Consider the following 14,335-nt stretch of genomic DNA (forward strand, 5'->3'; position numbering starts at 1 on the left):
GCGTCAGAGGAACCGCGCGTCGCGGCCGGAGTTCCAGCCGTCGGCCAATTCCGCGTCGTACACGTCGATCCGCTCGTCCACGATGTCCGTCAGCTCACGTGTCCCTAGGTACGTGTGCGTGTGCACGGTGACGTTGGGAGCTCCGCCCTTCGCGGCGCGGATGTCGTCCCACTGGCCGGAGGTGAAGACGGGTTCCGGCTTGCCCGTGCCGTTGGCGATGAGGTGCAGGCCCGGCATGAGGAGTCCGCCGTCGTCGTACAACTTCGCGTTGGCCAGGGCCGGGGCGAATCCGTAGTGATCGGTGAACAAGGAGTCGTTCCACCCGCGGGCACCGGATCCGACGATGACGCCTCGTCCTCCGCGGCTCTCCACGTTGACGCCGGCGAGCGTGCCGGCCGTGTGGCCGACGCCGGCGTTCGTGATGCCGATCATGAACGGGGACTTCAGGTTGTGGACCCAGCCGGCCGGAGCCTTGTTGCCCTGGAAGGAGAACGTCGACCACAGGCGTCCCACGGGGTTCTGTCCGAGGATTTCCTTTTGGATCGACGACATGAAGCCGGAACAGTCGAACGACGGGTTTCCCGCGCCGCCCCACTGGTAGGGCTTCCCTATCTGCGTCTTCGCCCAGAGGAGCGCGCGTCCGACGCCGGCGGCTGCGCTGCCCAGGTTGCCCAGGACGTTGCTGTCGCCGCCACCGAAGAGAGCGTCCTTCAGGCTGCGAATCATCGATACGGGGATGTCCGTCACGAGCCGGCCCCAGCCGGAGGACGCGAATTGGTGCATCGCGTCCCGGACCCACTTCGACGCGCCGTTGAACACCTTGTCAGGGTTCGTCAGGAGGTCGGCGGTTCCGGTGATGCCCGACTTGATGTCGCTGCCGGTGCTCTTGATCCCGTCCCAAATGCTTCCAACCACGCCGCCCAGGGAGAAGGCAGGGGTGCCGGCTGCAATGGCTCGCTGAACGCCGGCGACACCGCCAGTGCGGGCCGCAGCGTTCCATGCGTGGATCTGGTCAGCGCCGATTGCCCTCGTCCACTCCGGGCGCATGATGGCCTCGCCTCCGCCAACGGCGATGAGGGAGTTGTCACGTCCCGGCGTGTAGCCAGGCATGATGCCGCCCGTTGCGAAGCCCTTGAACTCCTTCAGTTGCTTTGCGCCCGTGATGTCCGCGACCTTGTTCCACAGGGGGCGGATGCCCTTGTTGTAGACGGTGTTGATGACGAACTCGATCGGACCCTTTGTGAGCTTCTTCAGGTCCGCCCATTGCTTGCCGATTTCGTCACGGACGAGCTTGAAGGCGTCGCCGACGAGGTGGATTCCATCCTTCAGGGAGTCAAACTGCGGCTTGATGCCCTTCTTCCAGAGCCACCCGGCACCGGCAGCGATGGCGTCAAATGCGGGCTTAAGGGCCGTCTTCCACAGCCACTTCCCCGCCTCGCCCGCCCCGTGGAGGATGAGCTTGATAGCTTCAAACTGCGGCTTGATGGCCTTCTCGTACAGCCACTTCGCGGCGTCACCGATGAAGCCGAAGGTCGGCTTCAGCACGTTCTTCCAGAGCCACACCGCCTTGTCGGCGATCCACCCGAAGGCAGGCTTGAAGGCGTGGGTCCAGAGCCACCCGACGACGAAGCCCAGCGTCTTGATGCCCAGGTAGAGGGGCCCGATCATGACGACGAGGAGGATCGTCGCAAGGATCTTCGCGGCCTCCCATATGAACTTGAAGGCGGGGCCGATGGCGTTCTTCCAAAGCCACGTAGCGGCCATTCCGATTGCCTGAAGTCCCGTCCAGATGGCGGAGAATGTTGGCTTGAGAACAGACTCCCACGCAACCATCGCCGCCGTTCTGATGCCGTTCCATGCGCCAACGATGGCGTCATGGAACCAACCCCAGTGTTTCCATGCGTAGATAACCCCCGCAACGAGGGCCGCAATTGCGATGGTGATGCCGAGGATGATCTCCGGAATTCCGGTGAACTGCAACGCCGCCGCGAACAGAGTTGTTTCCGTCGTTGCCGCGAGCATTGCGATGTTGTAGATCGTCAACGCTGCGTTCCACGCGCCCTGCGCGATAGCCAGAACCTTCGTCACCGCGTACAGTCCCCAGAGGAATTGCACGAGACCCGGCATGTTCGTCGCCATCCACTTCAGCGCGTCCAGGAGAGGCGTCAGGACCGCCCACAGGGTCGCGGAGAGCGGCGCCAGGGCTTGCGAGAGCGACAGGGCCGTCGTCAGGAGCTTCGCGATGAAGTCGCCCAGCGGAGGCGCGTTCTTTCGGACGTAGTCTAGGAAGCGCTCGAATTCCGGGGAGCCCTTCAGCTTCGTCGCCCAGTCCGCAAATCGCCTCGTCGCCCGCTGCATTGCGAGTGATATCGCGGCGACGTGCGGGAGGAAGGCGTCGATGATGCCGGCCATACCGGAGATGATGTTGCCGAAGCTAACGCCGAAGCCAACGATCGCAGGCTCCGCACTTTCCGCCAGATCCTTTCGGAATCCGCTCCAGAACGGCGCCTTCAACGCCCGTGATGCCCGATCGAACAACGTCCCAACGGCCGTTGCCGCAGCCAACACGAACGGCGTGAAACCCGGCAGACTCCGCTTAGCGCCATCAACGCCGCGGGTAAAGAGCGGCAACACCTCCGGCTGGAGGGAACGGCTCCAGTCGGAGAATGCGACCTTCAAGCCCTTCGGGCCGGCAATGGCGTCGAAGAGTCCACGGGCAGATGGCGTCAGTTTCGCCAGTGCCTTTTCATAGGCGTCGTTCTTCGTCGTCGCCGTCTCCGTCGACTTCGCGGCGGAGAGACGCGCGGACGCGACACCTCGTTCCGCAGATGCGATGGCTTCGGCCGCCTGGACTTGCGCATCCGCGGCGCGCTCCGTGGCCTCCGCGACGCGCTCTTGCGCATCGACGACGCCCCGCTGTGCATCCCTCACACGGTCGGCGGCTGCCTTGACGGCCTCGTTGCCGTCGACGCCCGCCTTACGTTGGGCAGAGGCAGACTTCTTCAGGTCGTTCGTTGCGTCAGTCTGTTCCTTCAGCGACTGAGTGGCACGGTCAAGCGCGAGTTGCGCCTCGTCCCGGTCAAGCTGCGACGCCTTCGGATCCTTCGAGACGTTGGCAAGGTCTTCCTGTGCCCGTCGGACGCGGAGGGTCGCCTCCTCCTGATCAAGTGCGCTGTCCCGGAGTTGGTCGTTCAAGCCCTGGAGTTGGCGCGTCGCGTCGGCACGGGCCTGCGTCAGCGCCTCTTCCGCCTGGAGGGCGTTGCGCTTGGCGTCTACGACACCGCGCTCCGCTTGCGCAATGGCGCGGTTCGCAGCTTCGATTGCCTGCGCTGAGCTGCGATGCGCAGCCGCCAGGGCCGATTGCGCAGAGGCCATCTGGATTGCCCGCTGCTGTGCGTTGACGAGCGCGTTGGCTCCGGCCGTCGTCGCCCGCGTCGTGTCGTTCTGTGCGGCGCTCTGCGCTTGGAGGGCGGCTGAGACGTCCTTAATTGCCAAGACGGCGACGAGCGCGAGAGAACCGACTCCTGCGGCGGCAGCCGTGCCGGCTGCCGCGAGACCGCCGATACCGGCTGCCAGGATCGGGATCGCAGGACCCGCGGAGAGAGCTGCGATCTGGATCCCGAGAGCCATGACGGCGCCCTGCGCCTGACCCGTGTTCGCCCGGATGTTCACCGTGCGGTCCCGACGGTCTACAGCGTCGATCTCCTCCCGGAACTCCCGGAGAGCCGCGATAGCCGTCGCCGTGTCGGCACGGACCTGGACGTTGGGATGTTCGGCTCCCAGCCGTCGGAGCTCCCCCTCCAGCCGCTCCACTTCGGCACGAGCCGCCATGGCGTCCACGTCGATGCCGATCCGCTTGTTGGACAGCGTCTCGATCTTGGCTCTGATGCGGTTCAACTCCGCGTCGACGCCGGTATCCCCGATGCGGATGTCCAGGCGTGGCATGGAGCGGAACGCGGCCGTGAGCTTGGCCTTCAGGCTCCGGCTGAACGCGCCTGCGGTGTCGTCGCCCTGACGCCGCGCGGAGCTCTGTGCAGCCGTCCCCGCCGTCGTGATGGCGGAGCTAAACGCTGAGGGAAGCCGTGATTGCAGCGTCGCCGCCATGGACTCCACAAGGCGTTCGCCCAGCTTCTCGCCCGCCTCCCGTCCCACGCGGTCCGCGTCGGGAAGGACACCCGCCTTCAACCGGGGGTGGAAGTTCGTCAGGACGGGAAGGATGTCGACTCCGACGGATCCGACGATGTCCAGGTTAGCCACGGAACACCGCCTCGTCGGGGGTGCGGCGCAGGTTCAGGGCTTCGTCAAGCGCGAACAGGCGCCACGACTCGAACTCCGCGTCCGGGGACTCCGGCAGGCGGGCGACGCGGACGGCTTCCTCCATCCACGCCTTGCAGGCGGGTGAACAGCAATTCCACAAGATCCACCCTTGCTCCGTCAGGTCGGTTCGGGGCGGAAAGTGGCAGGACGGGCGCAGGCAGGTTGCCGGCGCCGTTTCGTGGGTCATGAGCCCTCCAAAGGGCAGGCCAAGAAGCCCCACAGAAGGCCTTCTGTGGGGCTCGTCGTGCGTTGGGGCGGCTACGGGCCCGTAGCCGTCTGGTAGTGCGTCAGCGGGCCGTGGGGCGCTGTCCCAGGCGGACGCCGGGGACTTGCTCGCGCGGGTCTGTGCGGGCGTCCAGGAGCGGCGCCAGGCGCATCAACTCCGCCGCTATCGCCGCGTCGCCGGCCGTCAGCGCCCTGTGCGCGCGGGACTGCCAAACGCGGCATGTGGCGCCGCAGAATTGCTCTCTCACCAGTCGTCCGCCCCGGTCCCGGAGCACGCGGTCGAAGGTGCAGCCTGGACGCGGGCACTTCGGTGCCGTCGCGGGGCGTGGCGCAGTGGGGCGGGGCATATCGGCTCCTCCAGGGAATGCCAAGGAGCCCCGCAGGCGGGCGCCTACGGGGCTGAGAGTGTGCGTGTGTCGTGCTAGGTCAGGAGGTCTTCAACGAGGGCGGAGACGTCCGCCAGGGCCGTCGGTGAGCCGCGGAAGCGCGTGCCTGTGACGGCGATGAACCGCCCCTGTCCGTAGACCTCTACCGCGAATCCGTCGGGCCTCCTGATACGGCGTCCGTGACGGACATCCGCTCGGCCCCACACGTGGAGCCCATGGCCGGAGGGCGACACCTCCACGAAGGTGGCGCCGGCTTGGCTCACGATCTCCTCCGCCCACGGGGCGAGACGCCCGGTGAGCGGGTTCAGGCAGTGGTCCAGGTCGATGCAGACCACGTCGTCGACGTCGGAGAGGACGAATCCCAACCCAACGCCGGCCACGGAGTCCGCGGCGTTCTTGTAGGTGCTCCAGGTAGCGCCGTCAGTGCTTGACGCAGCCCTGCCGGTTGTCGTCAGCGGACGCTTGTCCTTGGCGCGTCGGACCCACCTGTCGCGGGACGTCAGCTCCAGCGGGAGCGAGCGCGCGGCCTTAGCGGCTGCGCGGGACAGTGCCTTCCGGCACCGGGGCGAGCATGTGCGAGCGTGCGAGCGGGCCAAGAGCGGCAGCTCGTTCGGGCACATCTCACAGGTACGTTTCACGTCTCTATCGTACGGGGCGCCAGTCACACTTTCAACCCTCCCACCTGCGTCTTTAAGATCCGTCGCCATGCCGGCGCGTCACGCTTTCCTCCCCACCGGCGGCGCTCAGATGCCCCTAGGAGGCCCTGTGCGGCCACCTCCAGGCCTGCCGGCCGACGAATGGAAAACGTGACTTCTAGGATCCCCAGACCCGTACAGACAGCGAGGCCCAGCACCTCAACGATGCTCATACGGAGCGTGACGGGGATACCCCCCTGGGTCACGCTAAGTCATCGCAGGTCAGGGGCTCGATCAGGTGCCTCATCGGACAGCGTCGATGAACGGTGCCGTGGTTGTACGACCCATGCCGTAACATTGGAAGCGTCAGGGCCTTTCCGGCCCCCAACGCACGAGCGATACAGACTGCCTTGGGGTTCCAACCGGAGTTGGCTCGGTCTCCCCGGCTGCGGCCGGTCCCGCGATGTAGTACCAGTTCCATCACCACGGTCTGTACGGACCTCAACGCACCGTCATACGGCGGGCGCAGTGGACGCGGGCATTGCGTGTTCGACAGGCAGCCGTCTGTCAGCGTTGGGGTTCGCTGACACTCGGCATCCCTCTGCGCTGACACATACCGTCGTGGAGGACCGTCCCGTGTGGGGACCGATTGCAGAGTTCGTCAACGCTTCACCCTGGCTCATGCTGGCCGTTCTGTGCCTGCTCGCCCTGACATACCTGACGTCCCTGGCCATCAGCCTTCGGGGCTCAAAAGCCCGTGAGCGGCCGGAGATTATCCGCGCGCTCGCTGAGTTCTGGCGACGTCGTTGAGTTCAGCCCCACTCCCCGGGGTGTACCATCGCGGGACGACCTCGCCAGGCATCACCTGGCCGCTGAGTCCATGGTGTCGAGGCATTGGGCCGAAAAGCAACCGGCCCGAACCCGCCAGCCGCAGCACAAGGCACAACAGTTCAACCGGGTCTAACGACCTCAACGGACCGTCACGACGACGGACGCAGTGAATGCGGGCACTGCGGAAGGGCAGACAGCCGTCTGTCTCGTTGAGGTTGTCTGCCCTCCCGCAGCGTCCTCCTCGCAGACGGCTTCGACCGTCGTGGAGGAAGTCCCGTGTGGGGCCCGCTTGCAGAGTTCGTTTCCGCTTCGCCCTGGCTCGTGCTGGGCGTGCTGTTCCTCCTGGCGCTGACCTATCTGGCGTCGCTCGTCGTCAGCCTGCGTGGCTCAGAAGCCCGCGAACGCGCAGAGATCATCCGTGCGCTCGCGGAGTTTTGGCGACGTAAGTGACAGACGCTCAGCCCCGGCTGCGTCGGTCGTAGCCGGGGGCTGCGTGGCGTCAGGAAGTGGCGAGTGCTCCGACGACCACCCAGTTACCATCGGCGTTCGTCAGCACGACGACGAGGTCATTCACAGCCGGCGACGTGTACGACTTCATTCGGCGCACCTTTGCCACGGGACCGTGCGCCGTGGAGATGTCGATCGTCCCGTCCGTGTACGTCGCTGTCACCGTCGCGAGGCGCCAGGAGGCGGTGTCCTGTTGGACCGACTTCTGTGCGACGCGCGTGAACGCGTCCGCGGTTCGGGTGCGCCTCACCATCCGCCCATCCGGTAGGTGGTCTGGCGCCACCACTGGCGCGCGGGGGGCTGCTCGTCGTCCTCGTCGGTGATGCCGTGGCGCTCGCGGTACAGGTCTGCGCCCGCCGCGACGCTGCGGGATCCGCTTCCGCCCGTGTCGACGCCACGGGGACCGCCCGAACGGGGCGGGGCCGGCGGAGGCGGGGCGTAGGCCGCAATCTCCGCGAGGAAGGCGTCAGCGTCGCTATCGAGCTCCGCGGCCGTCGTCCCGCGGAGTCGGGCGGCGTGCTGGACGTCGATGCCCTTCCGCTGTGCGGCTGCGAGCTGCTCAGGAGTGGCCTCGGTCATTGGGGGTTCCCTTCGTGCGTCAGTTGCTGCCGCGACGTCGCGCGGCGGGCCGTTCGGAGTGGGGGTACTCAGGCTGCGGGCGCGGGGGTCTCGGCGTCGGAATGGGCGTCTCGCGGACGCTCAGGACGTCGACGGCGTCAGCGGACACACCCGCGTCCACCATCGTCCGTTCGGCCTCCAGCGCCTCCACGCTGCCGGGCACCCACGCACGGCCGGACTCCGCCAGAGCGATCACGTAGGCCACGCCACGCGGGGACTTGCCCGACACGGCGTCGACGAGGCCGTCCGGGAGTCCAAGAGCGCGGACTCCGGTGACCTCGTCCATGCCCTTCCGATAGGCGTCAGTCAGGAGGACGGAGTCGCTACCCGTCGCGCTGAAGATGCTGTGGGCAGTCCGTCGGATGCCCGCGACGTCGCTGGCGAGCTTGCGCAGAGTGCTGTAGTCCTCCACGCCCTGCGGGCCGGCAGCGATGGCGGCGTCGCCGTCGGTGATGCGGCCGGAGCGGGCGACGATCGTGCGGACCTCGTCCATGATCCGCTGGAGGTCGGCGTCCAGGGCTTCGAGCGCTTCCTCACCGTAGATGCGCTTGATGTCCTTCAGGACGTCCCCCATCTGACGGTTGGCAAGGTGGACCGCTACGGCGTTGTAGTGCGGCGCCAGAGCGTCGATGAACGCCTTTGCGGCGCGCTCGCCGACGTCAGCCGGCATGGATTCCCCGGCGTGGGTGCGGCTCACGGCGTCCTGGACGACGCGGGACGCTGCCTCCTCCGGCGACGGGGCGGACGGCGTGGTCCGCTGTCGCTCGCGGAGCTCCTTCGCGACTTCCTCCAGGCGCTTGACGGCGGGGATGTCCGCCCATGGGTCGATGGTCATTGGCTTCCTTCGGGTGTGTCCCTACCGGCCTTATCCGGCATGGGAAGTTCTGTGGTGGCGTGCTGCCACTGGGGAAGGGCTGCGAACGCTGCGGACCGCGCCGCATATCGCTGCCTCTTCCGCTCCAGGACCGTCGTCGACGTCACGGCGTAGCGCTCACGCGCCTCTTCCCGAAGACAGGGGATGCAAGTTGTCCGCAGCCCATCTGCGTTGTCCGGCGCCTTGTAGAAGTGCGTGATTCGTCTCGGCAGCTCTCGGCGGCACCGTCGACAGGTCTTCGTGGGGCTCATGGCGACTCCTTGTCGTCGTCTCCTTGTGGTTCGGCGGTCTTGTCATTTCGGGCGCGCAAAAAGGCCGCCCCGAAGGGCGACCGAATCGCGAAGTCTCGCCCCGGCGGAGCCGACGGGAGCGGCTGGAAGGAAGGTCAGCCACATCAACCGGGCATCAACGCCGGGGCATTGCGCGGGAAGCACGATCCCCGCGCGGGACGTCGGCCGGAGGAGAGGTCAGCCGACGTCGTCAGCGGGGAAGAGCCGCCGGCCGCCACTCACGCCGAACGTGCGTCTTCCCCATGATCTTGGTCCGCCAGGGCCCTCAGCTGTGAGGGCACAGACGAGAGTGCTTACCTATTAGTTATGTGGGGGTGGCGTCCAGATGTGCCATGCGGATTCTGATGCGGACACCGACCGGGGGCGAAAATCCTCCCCTTAACGTTTTGGGTATTTGAGGACCGAATGTTCCGGTCAACACTGGGTGACTTGCATCACATTGAGAGTCAGTCACTTTGCGTAACGAGCGCAGGCCTTGAGCCTCGAACGGTCGCCGGGCACCGGAAGGCCACGTGCGCCCCTGAGGGCCGCTGACGGCACGGGACGCCAGCTTATCCCAACTCGCCCTACGAGAGCCGCAGGCGGGCACGCAGTGCCCTTCTCGGCCGCCTTCCGCCCCACTCCTCCGTCGCGTCCGACCTCCATGGGGCTTTTCGACGTCGCCGGGAGCCTCCTCCGCGCGGCGCGGGTCAGAAAGGTCAAACTTCGACCCCTTTTCAGTTCTCTCTTAACGCGTGTAGAGAGAGTTAGAAATAGGGTCGAAGTTTGACCCTTCTGACACCGGACTGCCCCTGACCTGCGGAAACGCGGAGGCCAAACCCTGACGAGTCTGGCCAGTCCGACCCGACGGAGCGCGGGACGACGACGCACGCATCCGACGAACAGGGCGATACGGACGAATAGGGCAGTGCTTTGGGTGGCAGATTGACCCGCCCCGGGCACGCGACATGCCTCCCGCTCCTGTGAGGAACGGGAGGCAATCGTCACGCTGAGTCACTGCTCTGGCTGATCCTTCGCGTCAAGGAGCCTTACAAGCTCCGCGACGATGAATCCCGTCCGGCCGATGATCCCGTACGCCTCGCGCTCGTCGGAGTACGACAGTGACTCGATGTCAGCGAGGAGTTCCCTGGCCTGCCTGACGGTGATCGCACCGGTCGCGTCCGCCCCGGGCCGCGCCATCAAACGGCTGCGATCCGCTCGCGCATGGCGTCCGTCGCGCGACGGTCCGCGGCGCCCTGACGACGCTCCTGCGCGATGACGCTGGTGTCGCACGAGAAGCACGCCGGAGCGGTCCATGTGCCGGCCACGAGCTGCGGCTCCGCGCGCTCGTCCTCGTCCTCGTCGTCCTCCGTCATGCACCAGGAGCACCACGTCGTGTAAGGCGCGCTGTCCAAGTCGCTCGCACGGCCCAGGGGGACGCCGGCGGTCATCGCCTCCGTTGCCAGGATGAGGGCGGGGACGCTGTCCAGGAAGTCGCGGTCCCTCAGGACGAGGTCGAAGCTACGGACGTCGTGGTCGATGGACGAGGCCACCGTCACGCGGGCCTGCATCTTGGCTGCCACATCCCACGCGAGCGCCGTCAGGTCCGCCAGGTCGTCGGGGTTCTCGACCTTCCCCACGAGCAGAATGGACTTCGGAGCGGCGTCCTCGGTCGGCTGCGCCGGGATGCACGGGACGCAGGCGAAGATCTGGCTCCCCGTCTCGCTTCGGCCGACGGGGACGTGCGGGGTGCGAACGCGGAGGTAGTCGGCACCGCAGATCACGCACTCAAGCCCGTCCTTGGCTGCGTCGCTGAGGTTCGCCGGAAGGGTCACGGGGGTCTGCACTAGAATCGTCCTCCTCAGTTGTTGAGCGAGAAGGCCCCGTGAGATCTGTCCAGGATGCTGCGGGGTCTTCGTCGTTTCTTGGCTTCGGCACCCTCACGGGTGGTCGACCACCTAGATAGTGACACGCACTCGACAGGTGGTCAACCACCCTGGCAAACTCGTCGCATGGCCAACCAACACAAGCACAAAGTCCGCGGACTACGCGGCGTCGAAGAGGATCTATGGGAGGCGTTCGAGAAGGCTACGACTGCCGCCGGTAGCGACCGATCCGCAACCCTCCGGGCCTGCATGTTGTGGTTCACGCGACGGGGAGAGCTCCCGGAGCGTCCGCCGGAGGGGCCGTGGTCAACCGTCGCGGAGTGAGCGCGCACGCGAAGGGCCCCCGGGTTCTCCCAGGGGCCCTCTGCCATGCCGGCTCCGTCAGAGCCGCGCCTGATACTCCGCGTCCTCCAGTGCGTCCCTTTCCGGGTCCACGTGCGTGCCCACGTGGAAGGTCAGTCGCTCGCCCACGGGCCTGTTGCGCCCCGTCGGAGGGCCGACGATGACGCGGACACCTAGCTGAAGCAACATCGCGCGGCGCTCCGCCCAGTCGTCCGCAGCGTCCCATGCATCCGCCCACGTGCCGGGAAGGTCGACGACCCGAGTTTGTGCGGGGATGAAAGGGGTTTTCTCCAGCTTCGCCAGAGTGTCGGACATCCCGTTCAGTTGCTGCGCCACCATGTCCGCGGCTGCGCCACGAAGCTTGACCATCTGGACTCCCAGCGCTTCGATGTCGGACTTCAGCTCCGCGATTGCCGGGCGGTTGTCGACGCCTCCTGTCTTAACCTCCATGGTCCGGCGGACGTGCCGGAAGTGCTCACGGAACTTCTCGTCCACCCAAGCCACTGTGGCGTCCACTTCGATGTTTGGCGCTGCAACGCCTTCCGGGTGCTCCGCACCCTTACAGCGGAAGAGCTGACGCTTCCCGTCGCCGACAGGAGCCTTCCCCCGGCGACGCTCTCCCTCCGGAACGCGTTTCCGCGTGACCCAACCTGCGTACAGGTTCCGGAAGCACACCTGGCACACAACAACGCCCAGTAGCGGGTGCGCGTCCTTCCGCTTAGATACACCTGCGTTGGACGCTGCGCGCTCCTTCAATGCCGCCTGGAGTCGATGCCATGTCTCGTCATCAACGAGCGCTTCGCCGGCGCGGACAGGTTCTCCTTTTGCGTCTCGGACGATTGAGCCGTCGTCGCGAACGAGGTAGCCCCGCAGCGTCGGGGACAGGAGGATGTCCCGGATCGTCGTGTCGCGCCACACGCTCTTCGGATCTGGCTTTCGCGGCGGCGTGGCCAGTCGGTTGCGGTGGTTCTTCGGCGTCATGACACCGGTCTCGTTGAAGTGGTCTCGGATTTGGGTGTACGGCGTTCCTTCAATGGCACGCGCCACCATGTCGAGGACATGGTTCCACGTCGTGTCCACGTCCCTCCCCAGCCACCATCCTTCGTTGCCGTCGGGGAACGTCTTGCGCACAGGGATGAAGCCATAGGGGATGATGCCGCCGGCCCAACGCCCCATGGCTTGCAAGTGGTCCGCGGTTCCCTTGTTCCGCTCCATGATGGTCTGGCCTTCGAGCTGCGCAGCGAACGCCAAGATGAGCATGATCAGCTCTGACATGGGCGAGGAGAAGTCCAGCTCTAGCCGTCCGCCCCCGGGCCCCGACGCGAACAGGAGCCGCTTCCCGTGCTTCTTTGCGTACCGCCCCAGGTCGGCCATGTCCGCCATAGACCGGACGGCACGGTCCATTCGCTGCCAGACTAGAACGTCCCATTCGTCGGGGCGCTCCAGCCAGTAGGCAAGCTGCTCACGCTCCCACGGCGTTGTCTTCAGCGCGGATACGTCGACGTCGGTTGCCCAGCCGATGACGTCACCGCCGATGGCGGTTGCTGCACCTTCAACAAGGTCGGTCTGTACTTCCGGCGACGTCGACGCGTCGGTGTACTTGCTGAGCCTCACGGCTCCGACTACCCGCGGACGTCCGGGAGTTGGACTGTCCGTGATTCGCTGCCCCGGCAGGAGCGGGAATGGGTTCATGCGCGATGATGATACTCTCCGCGGCCTGCGTTCGCCACGCGGGTGCGGTCCTCGAAGGGCCTCGTACCTCCCCGGTGCGGGGCCCTTCGGCGTACCGGGGAGGCAGGGCTGCGGATCAGCGGGTGCGCGAGGCGCGTGCGATGGAGACGACAGCCTTCTCCAGGGCGTAGGCCGGGTCGGCGCCGCCGCCCTTGACCGCGGCGTCGGCCTCGGCGACGGCGCGCAGCGCCGTGGAGACCCCGTCCCCCGACCAGCCGCGCATCTGCTGGCGCACCCGGTCGATCTTCCACGGCGGCATGCCCAGCTCCCGGGCGAGATCCGCCGGGCGGGCGCCGCGCGGCGCGGAGGCGAGCTTGCCGATGGCCCGTACGCCGGACGCCAGCGCGAAGGTGATGCCGGGCAGCGGCTGGCCGACCGCGATGGCCCAGCGCAGCCGTTCCAGGGCTTCCGCCGTGCGGCCGGTGACCGCCAGGTCCGCGACCTCGAAGCCGGTGGCCTCCGCGCGGCCGGTGTAGTAGCGGGCGACGACGGCCACGTCGATGGCGCCCTCCACGTCGGCGGCGAGCTGGGAGCAGGCGCTCGCCAGCTCGCGCAGATCGCTGCCCAGGGCGTCCACGAGTGCCTGGCAGGCCTCCGGGGTCGCCGACCGGCCCAGCGTCCGGAACTCACCGCGCACGAAGGCCAGCCGGTCGGCCGGCTTGGTCATCTTCGGGCACGCCACCTCGCGCGCCCCCGCCTTGCGGGCGGCGTCCAGCAGGCCCTTGCCCTTGGCCCCGCCCGCGTGCAGCAGGACGAGGGTGATCTCCTCGACGGGGGCCCCTATGTAGGCCTTCACGTCCTTGATGCTGTCCGCCGACAGGTCCTGCGCGTTGCGGACGACCACGACCTTGCGTTCCGCGAACAGCGAGGGGCTGGTCAACTCCGCGAGGGTGCCCGGCTGCAGCGCGTCGGGCGTGAGATCGCGCACATCGGTGTCGGCGTCGGCCGCCCGCGCGGCGAGCACGACCTCCCGCACCGCGCGGTCGAGAAGCAGGTCCTCCTGCCCCACCGCGATCGTGACGGGGGCGAGCACACTGTCGGTCGTACTGTTCCTGGGCATCGCCGTCCAGCATCCCACGCGGGTCCGACACAATGTCCCGGTGAATGACGTCAGACATGTTCTCGTGCTGCCCGACCGCGACTCCGCGGAGGACGCCGCAGACGAAGCCTCCGAGCGCTTCGACCTTCCCGCCCGACCCCAGATCGTCCGCGACGCCCTCGCAGGTGAGGACGACGCCGAGGACGCCCAGTGGCTCGTCGTCGTCGACGACGAGGACGGCGAACTCGATCCCGCCGCGCTCAACGCGCTGGCGGAGGAGTTCGAGGGCTGGCTGGAGGAGGAAGAGGAAGAGGACTAGTCCCCAAGCGGTGCGCGGCGGCTCCCGCTCAACGGGCGCGGGAGTCGCCGAACAGGATGCGGTAGACGATCAGCAGCACCAGGGCGCCGCCGATCGCGGCTCCCCAGGTGGGCAGGTCGTAGAAGTCCTTGGTGATGGGGTGGTGCAGGAACTTCGCCGAGATCCAGCCGCCGACGACGGCGCCCGCGATACCGATGAGCGTGGTTCCGATCAGGCCGCCCGGGTCCCTGCCGGGCAGCAGTATCTTCGCAATTGCGCCGGCGAGCAGGCCGAGCACGATCCAGCCGATGATGGTCATGGGGTCAACCTGCCACGCCTGCGGCGCCCTCATGCCTGCCGATACGCACCCATGGACA

General features: G+C 67.2%; 13 protein-coding genes. 2 read left to right on the plus strand and 11 right to left on the minus strand.

Going from position 1 to position 14,335, the window contains the following annotated elements; translation table 11 throughout:
* Nucleotides 1-3: 3 nt before the first annotated feature.
* The 3 genes from ACIP64_RS07110 to ACIP64_RS07120 form a co-directional block, all read right to left on the minus strand.
* Entirely contained in the window at nt 4-4,257 is a 4,254-nt protein-coding gene (locus ACIP64_RS07110; protein ID WP_401582698.1) for a hypothetical protein, read from the minus strand.
* On the minus strand, nt 4,250-4,504 hold the full coding sequence (locus ACIP64_RS07115; RefSeq protein WP_401582700.1) for a hypothetical protein: 255 nt from the start codon (nt 4,502-4,504) through the stop codon (nt 4,250-4,252). The genes ACIP64_RS07110 and ACIP64_RS07115 overlap by 8 nt, the downstream gene beginning before the upstream one ends.
* 459 nt (nt 4,505-4,963) lie before the next feature.
* A complete protein-coding gene (locus ACIP64_RS07120; protein WP_401582701.1) occupies nt 4,964-5,308 on the minus strand; it encodes a hypothetical protein in 345 nt (114 codons plus the stop codon).
* Nucleotides 5,309-6,670: 1,362 nt separating this feature from the next.
* On the opposite strand from ACIP64_RS07120, the gene ACIP64_RS07125 reads away from it, so the two are divergent.
* Nucleotides 6,671-6,844: a hypothetical protein gene (locus ACIP64_RS07125; RefSeq protein ID WP_401582702.1), complete on the plus strand. Its 174-nt coding sequence runs from the start codon at nt 6,671-6,673 to the stop codon at nt 6,842-6,844.
* Between the two features lie 49 nt (nt 6,845-6,893).
* Here the strand turns inward: ACIP64_RS07125 and ACIP64_RS07130 are convergent, their stop codons facing one another.
* The 7 genes from ACIP64_RS07130 to holA all read right to left on the minus strand — a co-directional run bounded on the left by ACIP64_RS07130 (nt 6,894) and on the right by holA (nt 13,681).
* Entirely contained in the window at nt 6,894-7,154 is a 261-nt protein-coding gene (locus tag ACIP64_RS07130; RefSeq protein WP_401582703.1) for a hypothetical protein, read from the minus strand.
* Nucleotides 7,148-7,480, minus strand: a complete 333-nt coding sequence (locus ACIP64_RS07135; protein WP_401582704.1) for a hypothetical protein — start codon at nt 7,478-7,480, stop codon at nt 7,148-7,150. Before ACIP64_RS07135 ends, ACIP64_RS07130 begins: the two co-directional genes overlap by 7 nt.
* A gap of 19 nt (nt 7,481-7,499) precedes the next feature.
* Nucleotides 7,500-8,354 (minus strand): hypothetical protein, encoded by an 855-nt coding sequence (locus ACIP64_RS07140; RefSeq protein WP_401582706.1) that lies wholly within the window; start codon nt 8,352-8,354, stop codon nt 7,500-7,502.
* 1,322 nt (nt 8,355-9,676) lie between these two features.
* Nucleotides 9,677-9,862: a hypothetical protein gene (locus ACIP64_RS07145; protein WP_401582708.1), complete on the minus strand. Its 186-nt coding sequence runs from the start codon at nt 9,860-9,862 to the stop codon at nt 9,677-9,679.
* On the minus strand, nt 9,862-10,509 hold the full coding sequence (locus ACIP64_RS07150; RefSeq protein ID WP_401582709.1) for a hypothetical protein: 648 nt from the start codon (nt 10,507-10,509) through the stop codon (nt 9,862-9,864). Before ACIP64_RS07150 ends, ACIP64_RS07145 begins: the two co-directional genes overlap by 1 nt.
* Before the next feature lie 420 nt (nt 10,510-10,929).
* Nucleotides 10,930-12,504, minus strand: a complete 1,575-nt coding sequence (locus ACIP64_RS07155; RefSeq protein WP_401582711.1) for a recombinase family protein — start codon at nt 12,502-12,504, stop codon at nt 10,930-10,932.
* Nucleotides 12,505-12,697: 193 nt separating this feature from the next.
* Nucleotides 12,698-13,681: a DNA polymerase III subunit delta gene (gene holA, locus ACIP64_RS07160; protein ID WP_401582713.1), complete on the minus strand. Its 984-nt coding sequence runs from the start codon at nt 13,679-13,681 to the stop codon at nt 12,698-12,700.
* A gap of 40 nt (nt 13,682-13,721) precedes the next feature.
* Between holA and ACIP64_RS07165 the strand changes: the two genes are divergently transcribed.
* On the plus strand, nt 13,722-13,979 hold the full coding sequence (locus ACIP64_RS07165) for a hypothetical protein (RefSeq protein ID WP_360906837.1): 258 nt from the start codon (nt 13,722-13,724) through the stop codon (nt 13,977-13,979).
* Between the two features lie 28 nt (nt 13,980-14,007).
* Here the strand turns inward: ACIP64_RS07165 and ACIP64_RS07170 are convergent, their stop codons facing one another.
* A complete protein-coding gene (locus tag ACIP64_RS07170) occupies nt 14,008-14,277 on the minus strand; it encodes a GlsB/YeaQ/YmgE family stress response membrane protein (RefSeq protein ID WP_360906839.1) in 270 nt (89 codons plus the stop codon).
* Between the last annotated feature and the right edge of the window lie 58 nt (nt 14,278-14,335).

Source organism: Streptomyces sp. NPDC088733, from assembly GCF_044751185.1.
Taxonomy (GTDB): Bacteria; Actinomycetota; Actinomycetes; order Streptomycetales; family Streptomycetaceae; genus Actinacidiphila.

Coding starts and splice junctions, on each gene's coding strand:
- ACIP64_RS07115 (WP_401582700.1), bottom strand. CDS start 4,504: ATGACCCACGAAACGGCGCCGGCAACCTGCCTGCGCCCGTCCTGCCAC.
- ACIP64_RS07170 (WP_360906839.1), bottom strand. CDS start 14,277: ATGACCATCATCGGCTGGATCGTGCTCGGCCTGCTCGCCGGCGCAATT.
- holA (WP_401582713.1), bottom strand. CDS start 13,681: ATGCCCAGGAACAGTACGACCGACAGTGTGCTCGCCCCCGTCACGATC.
- ACIP64_RS07145 (WP_401582708.1), bottom strand. CDS start 9,862: ATGGCGCGGCCCGGGGCGGACGCGACCGGTGCGATCACCGTCAGGCAG.
- ACIP64_RS07140 (WP_401582706.1), bottom strand. CDS start 8,354: ATGACCATCGACCCATGGGCGGACATCCCCGCCGTCAAGCGCCTGGAG.
- ACIP64_RS07130 (WP_401582703.1), bottom strand. CDS start 7,154: ATGGTGAGGCGCACCCGAACCGCGGACGCGTTCACGCGCGTCGCACAG.
- ACIP64_RS07135 (WP_401582704.1), bottom strand. CDS start 7,480: ATGACCGAGGCCACTCCTGAGCAGCTCGCAGCCGCACAGCGGAAGGGC.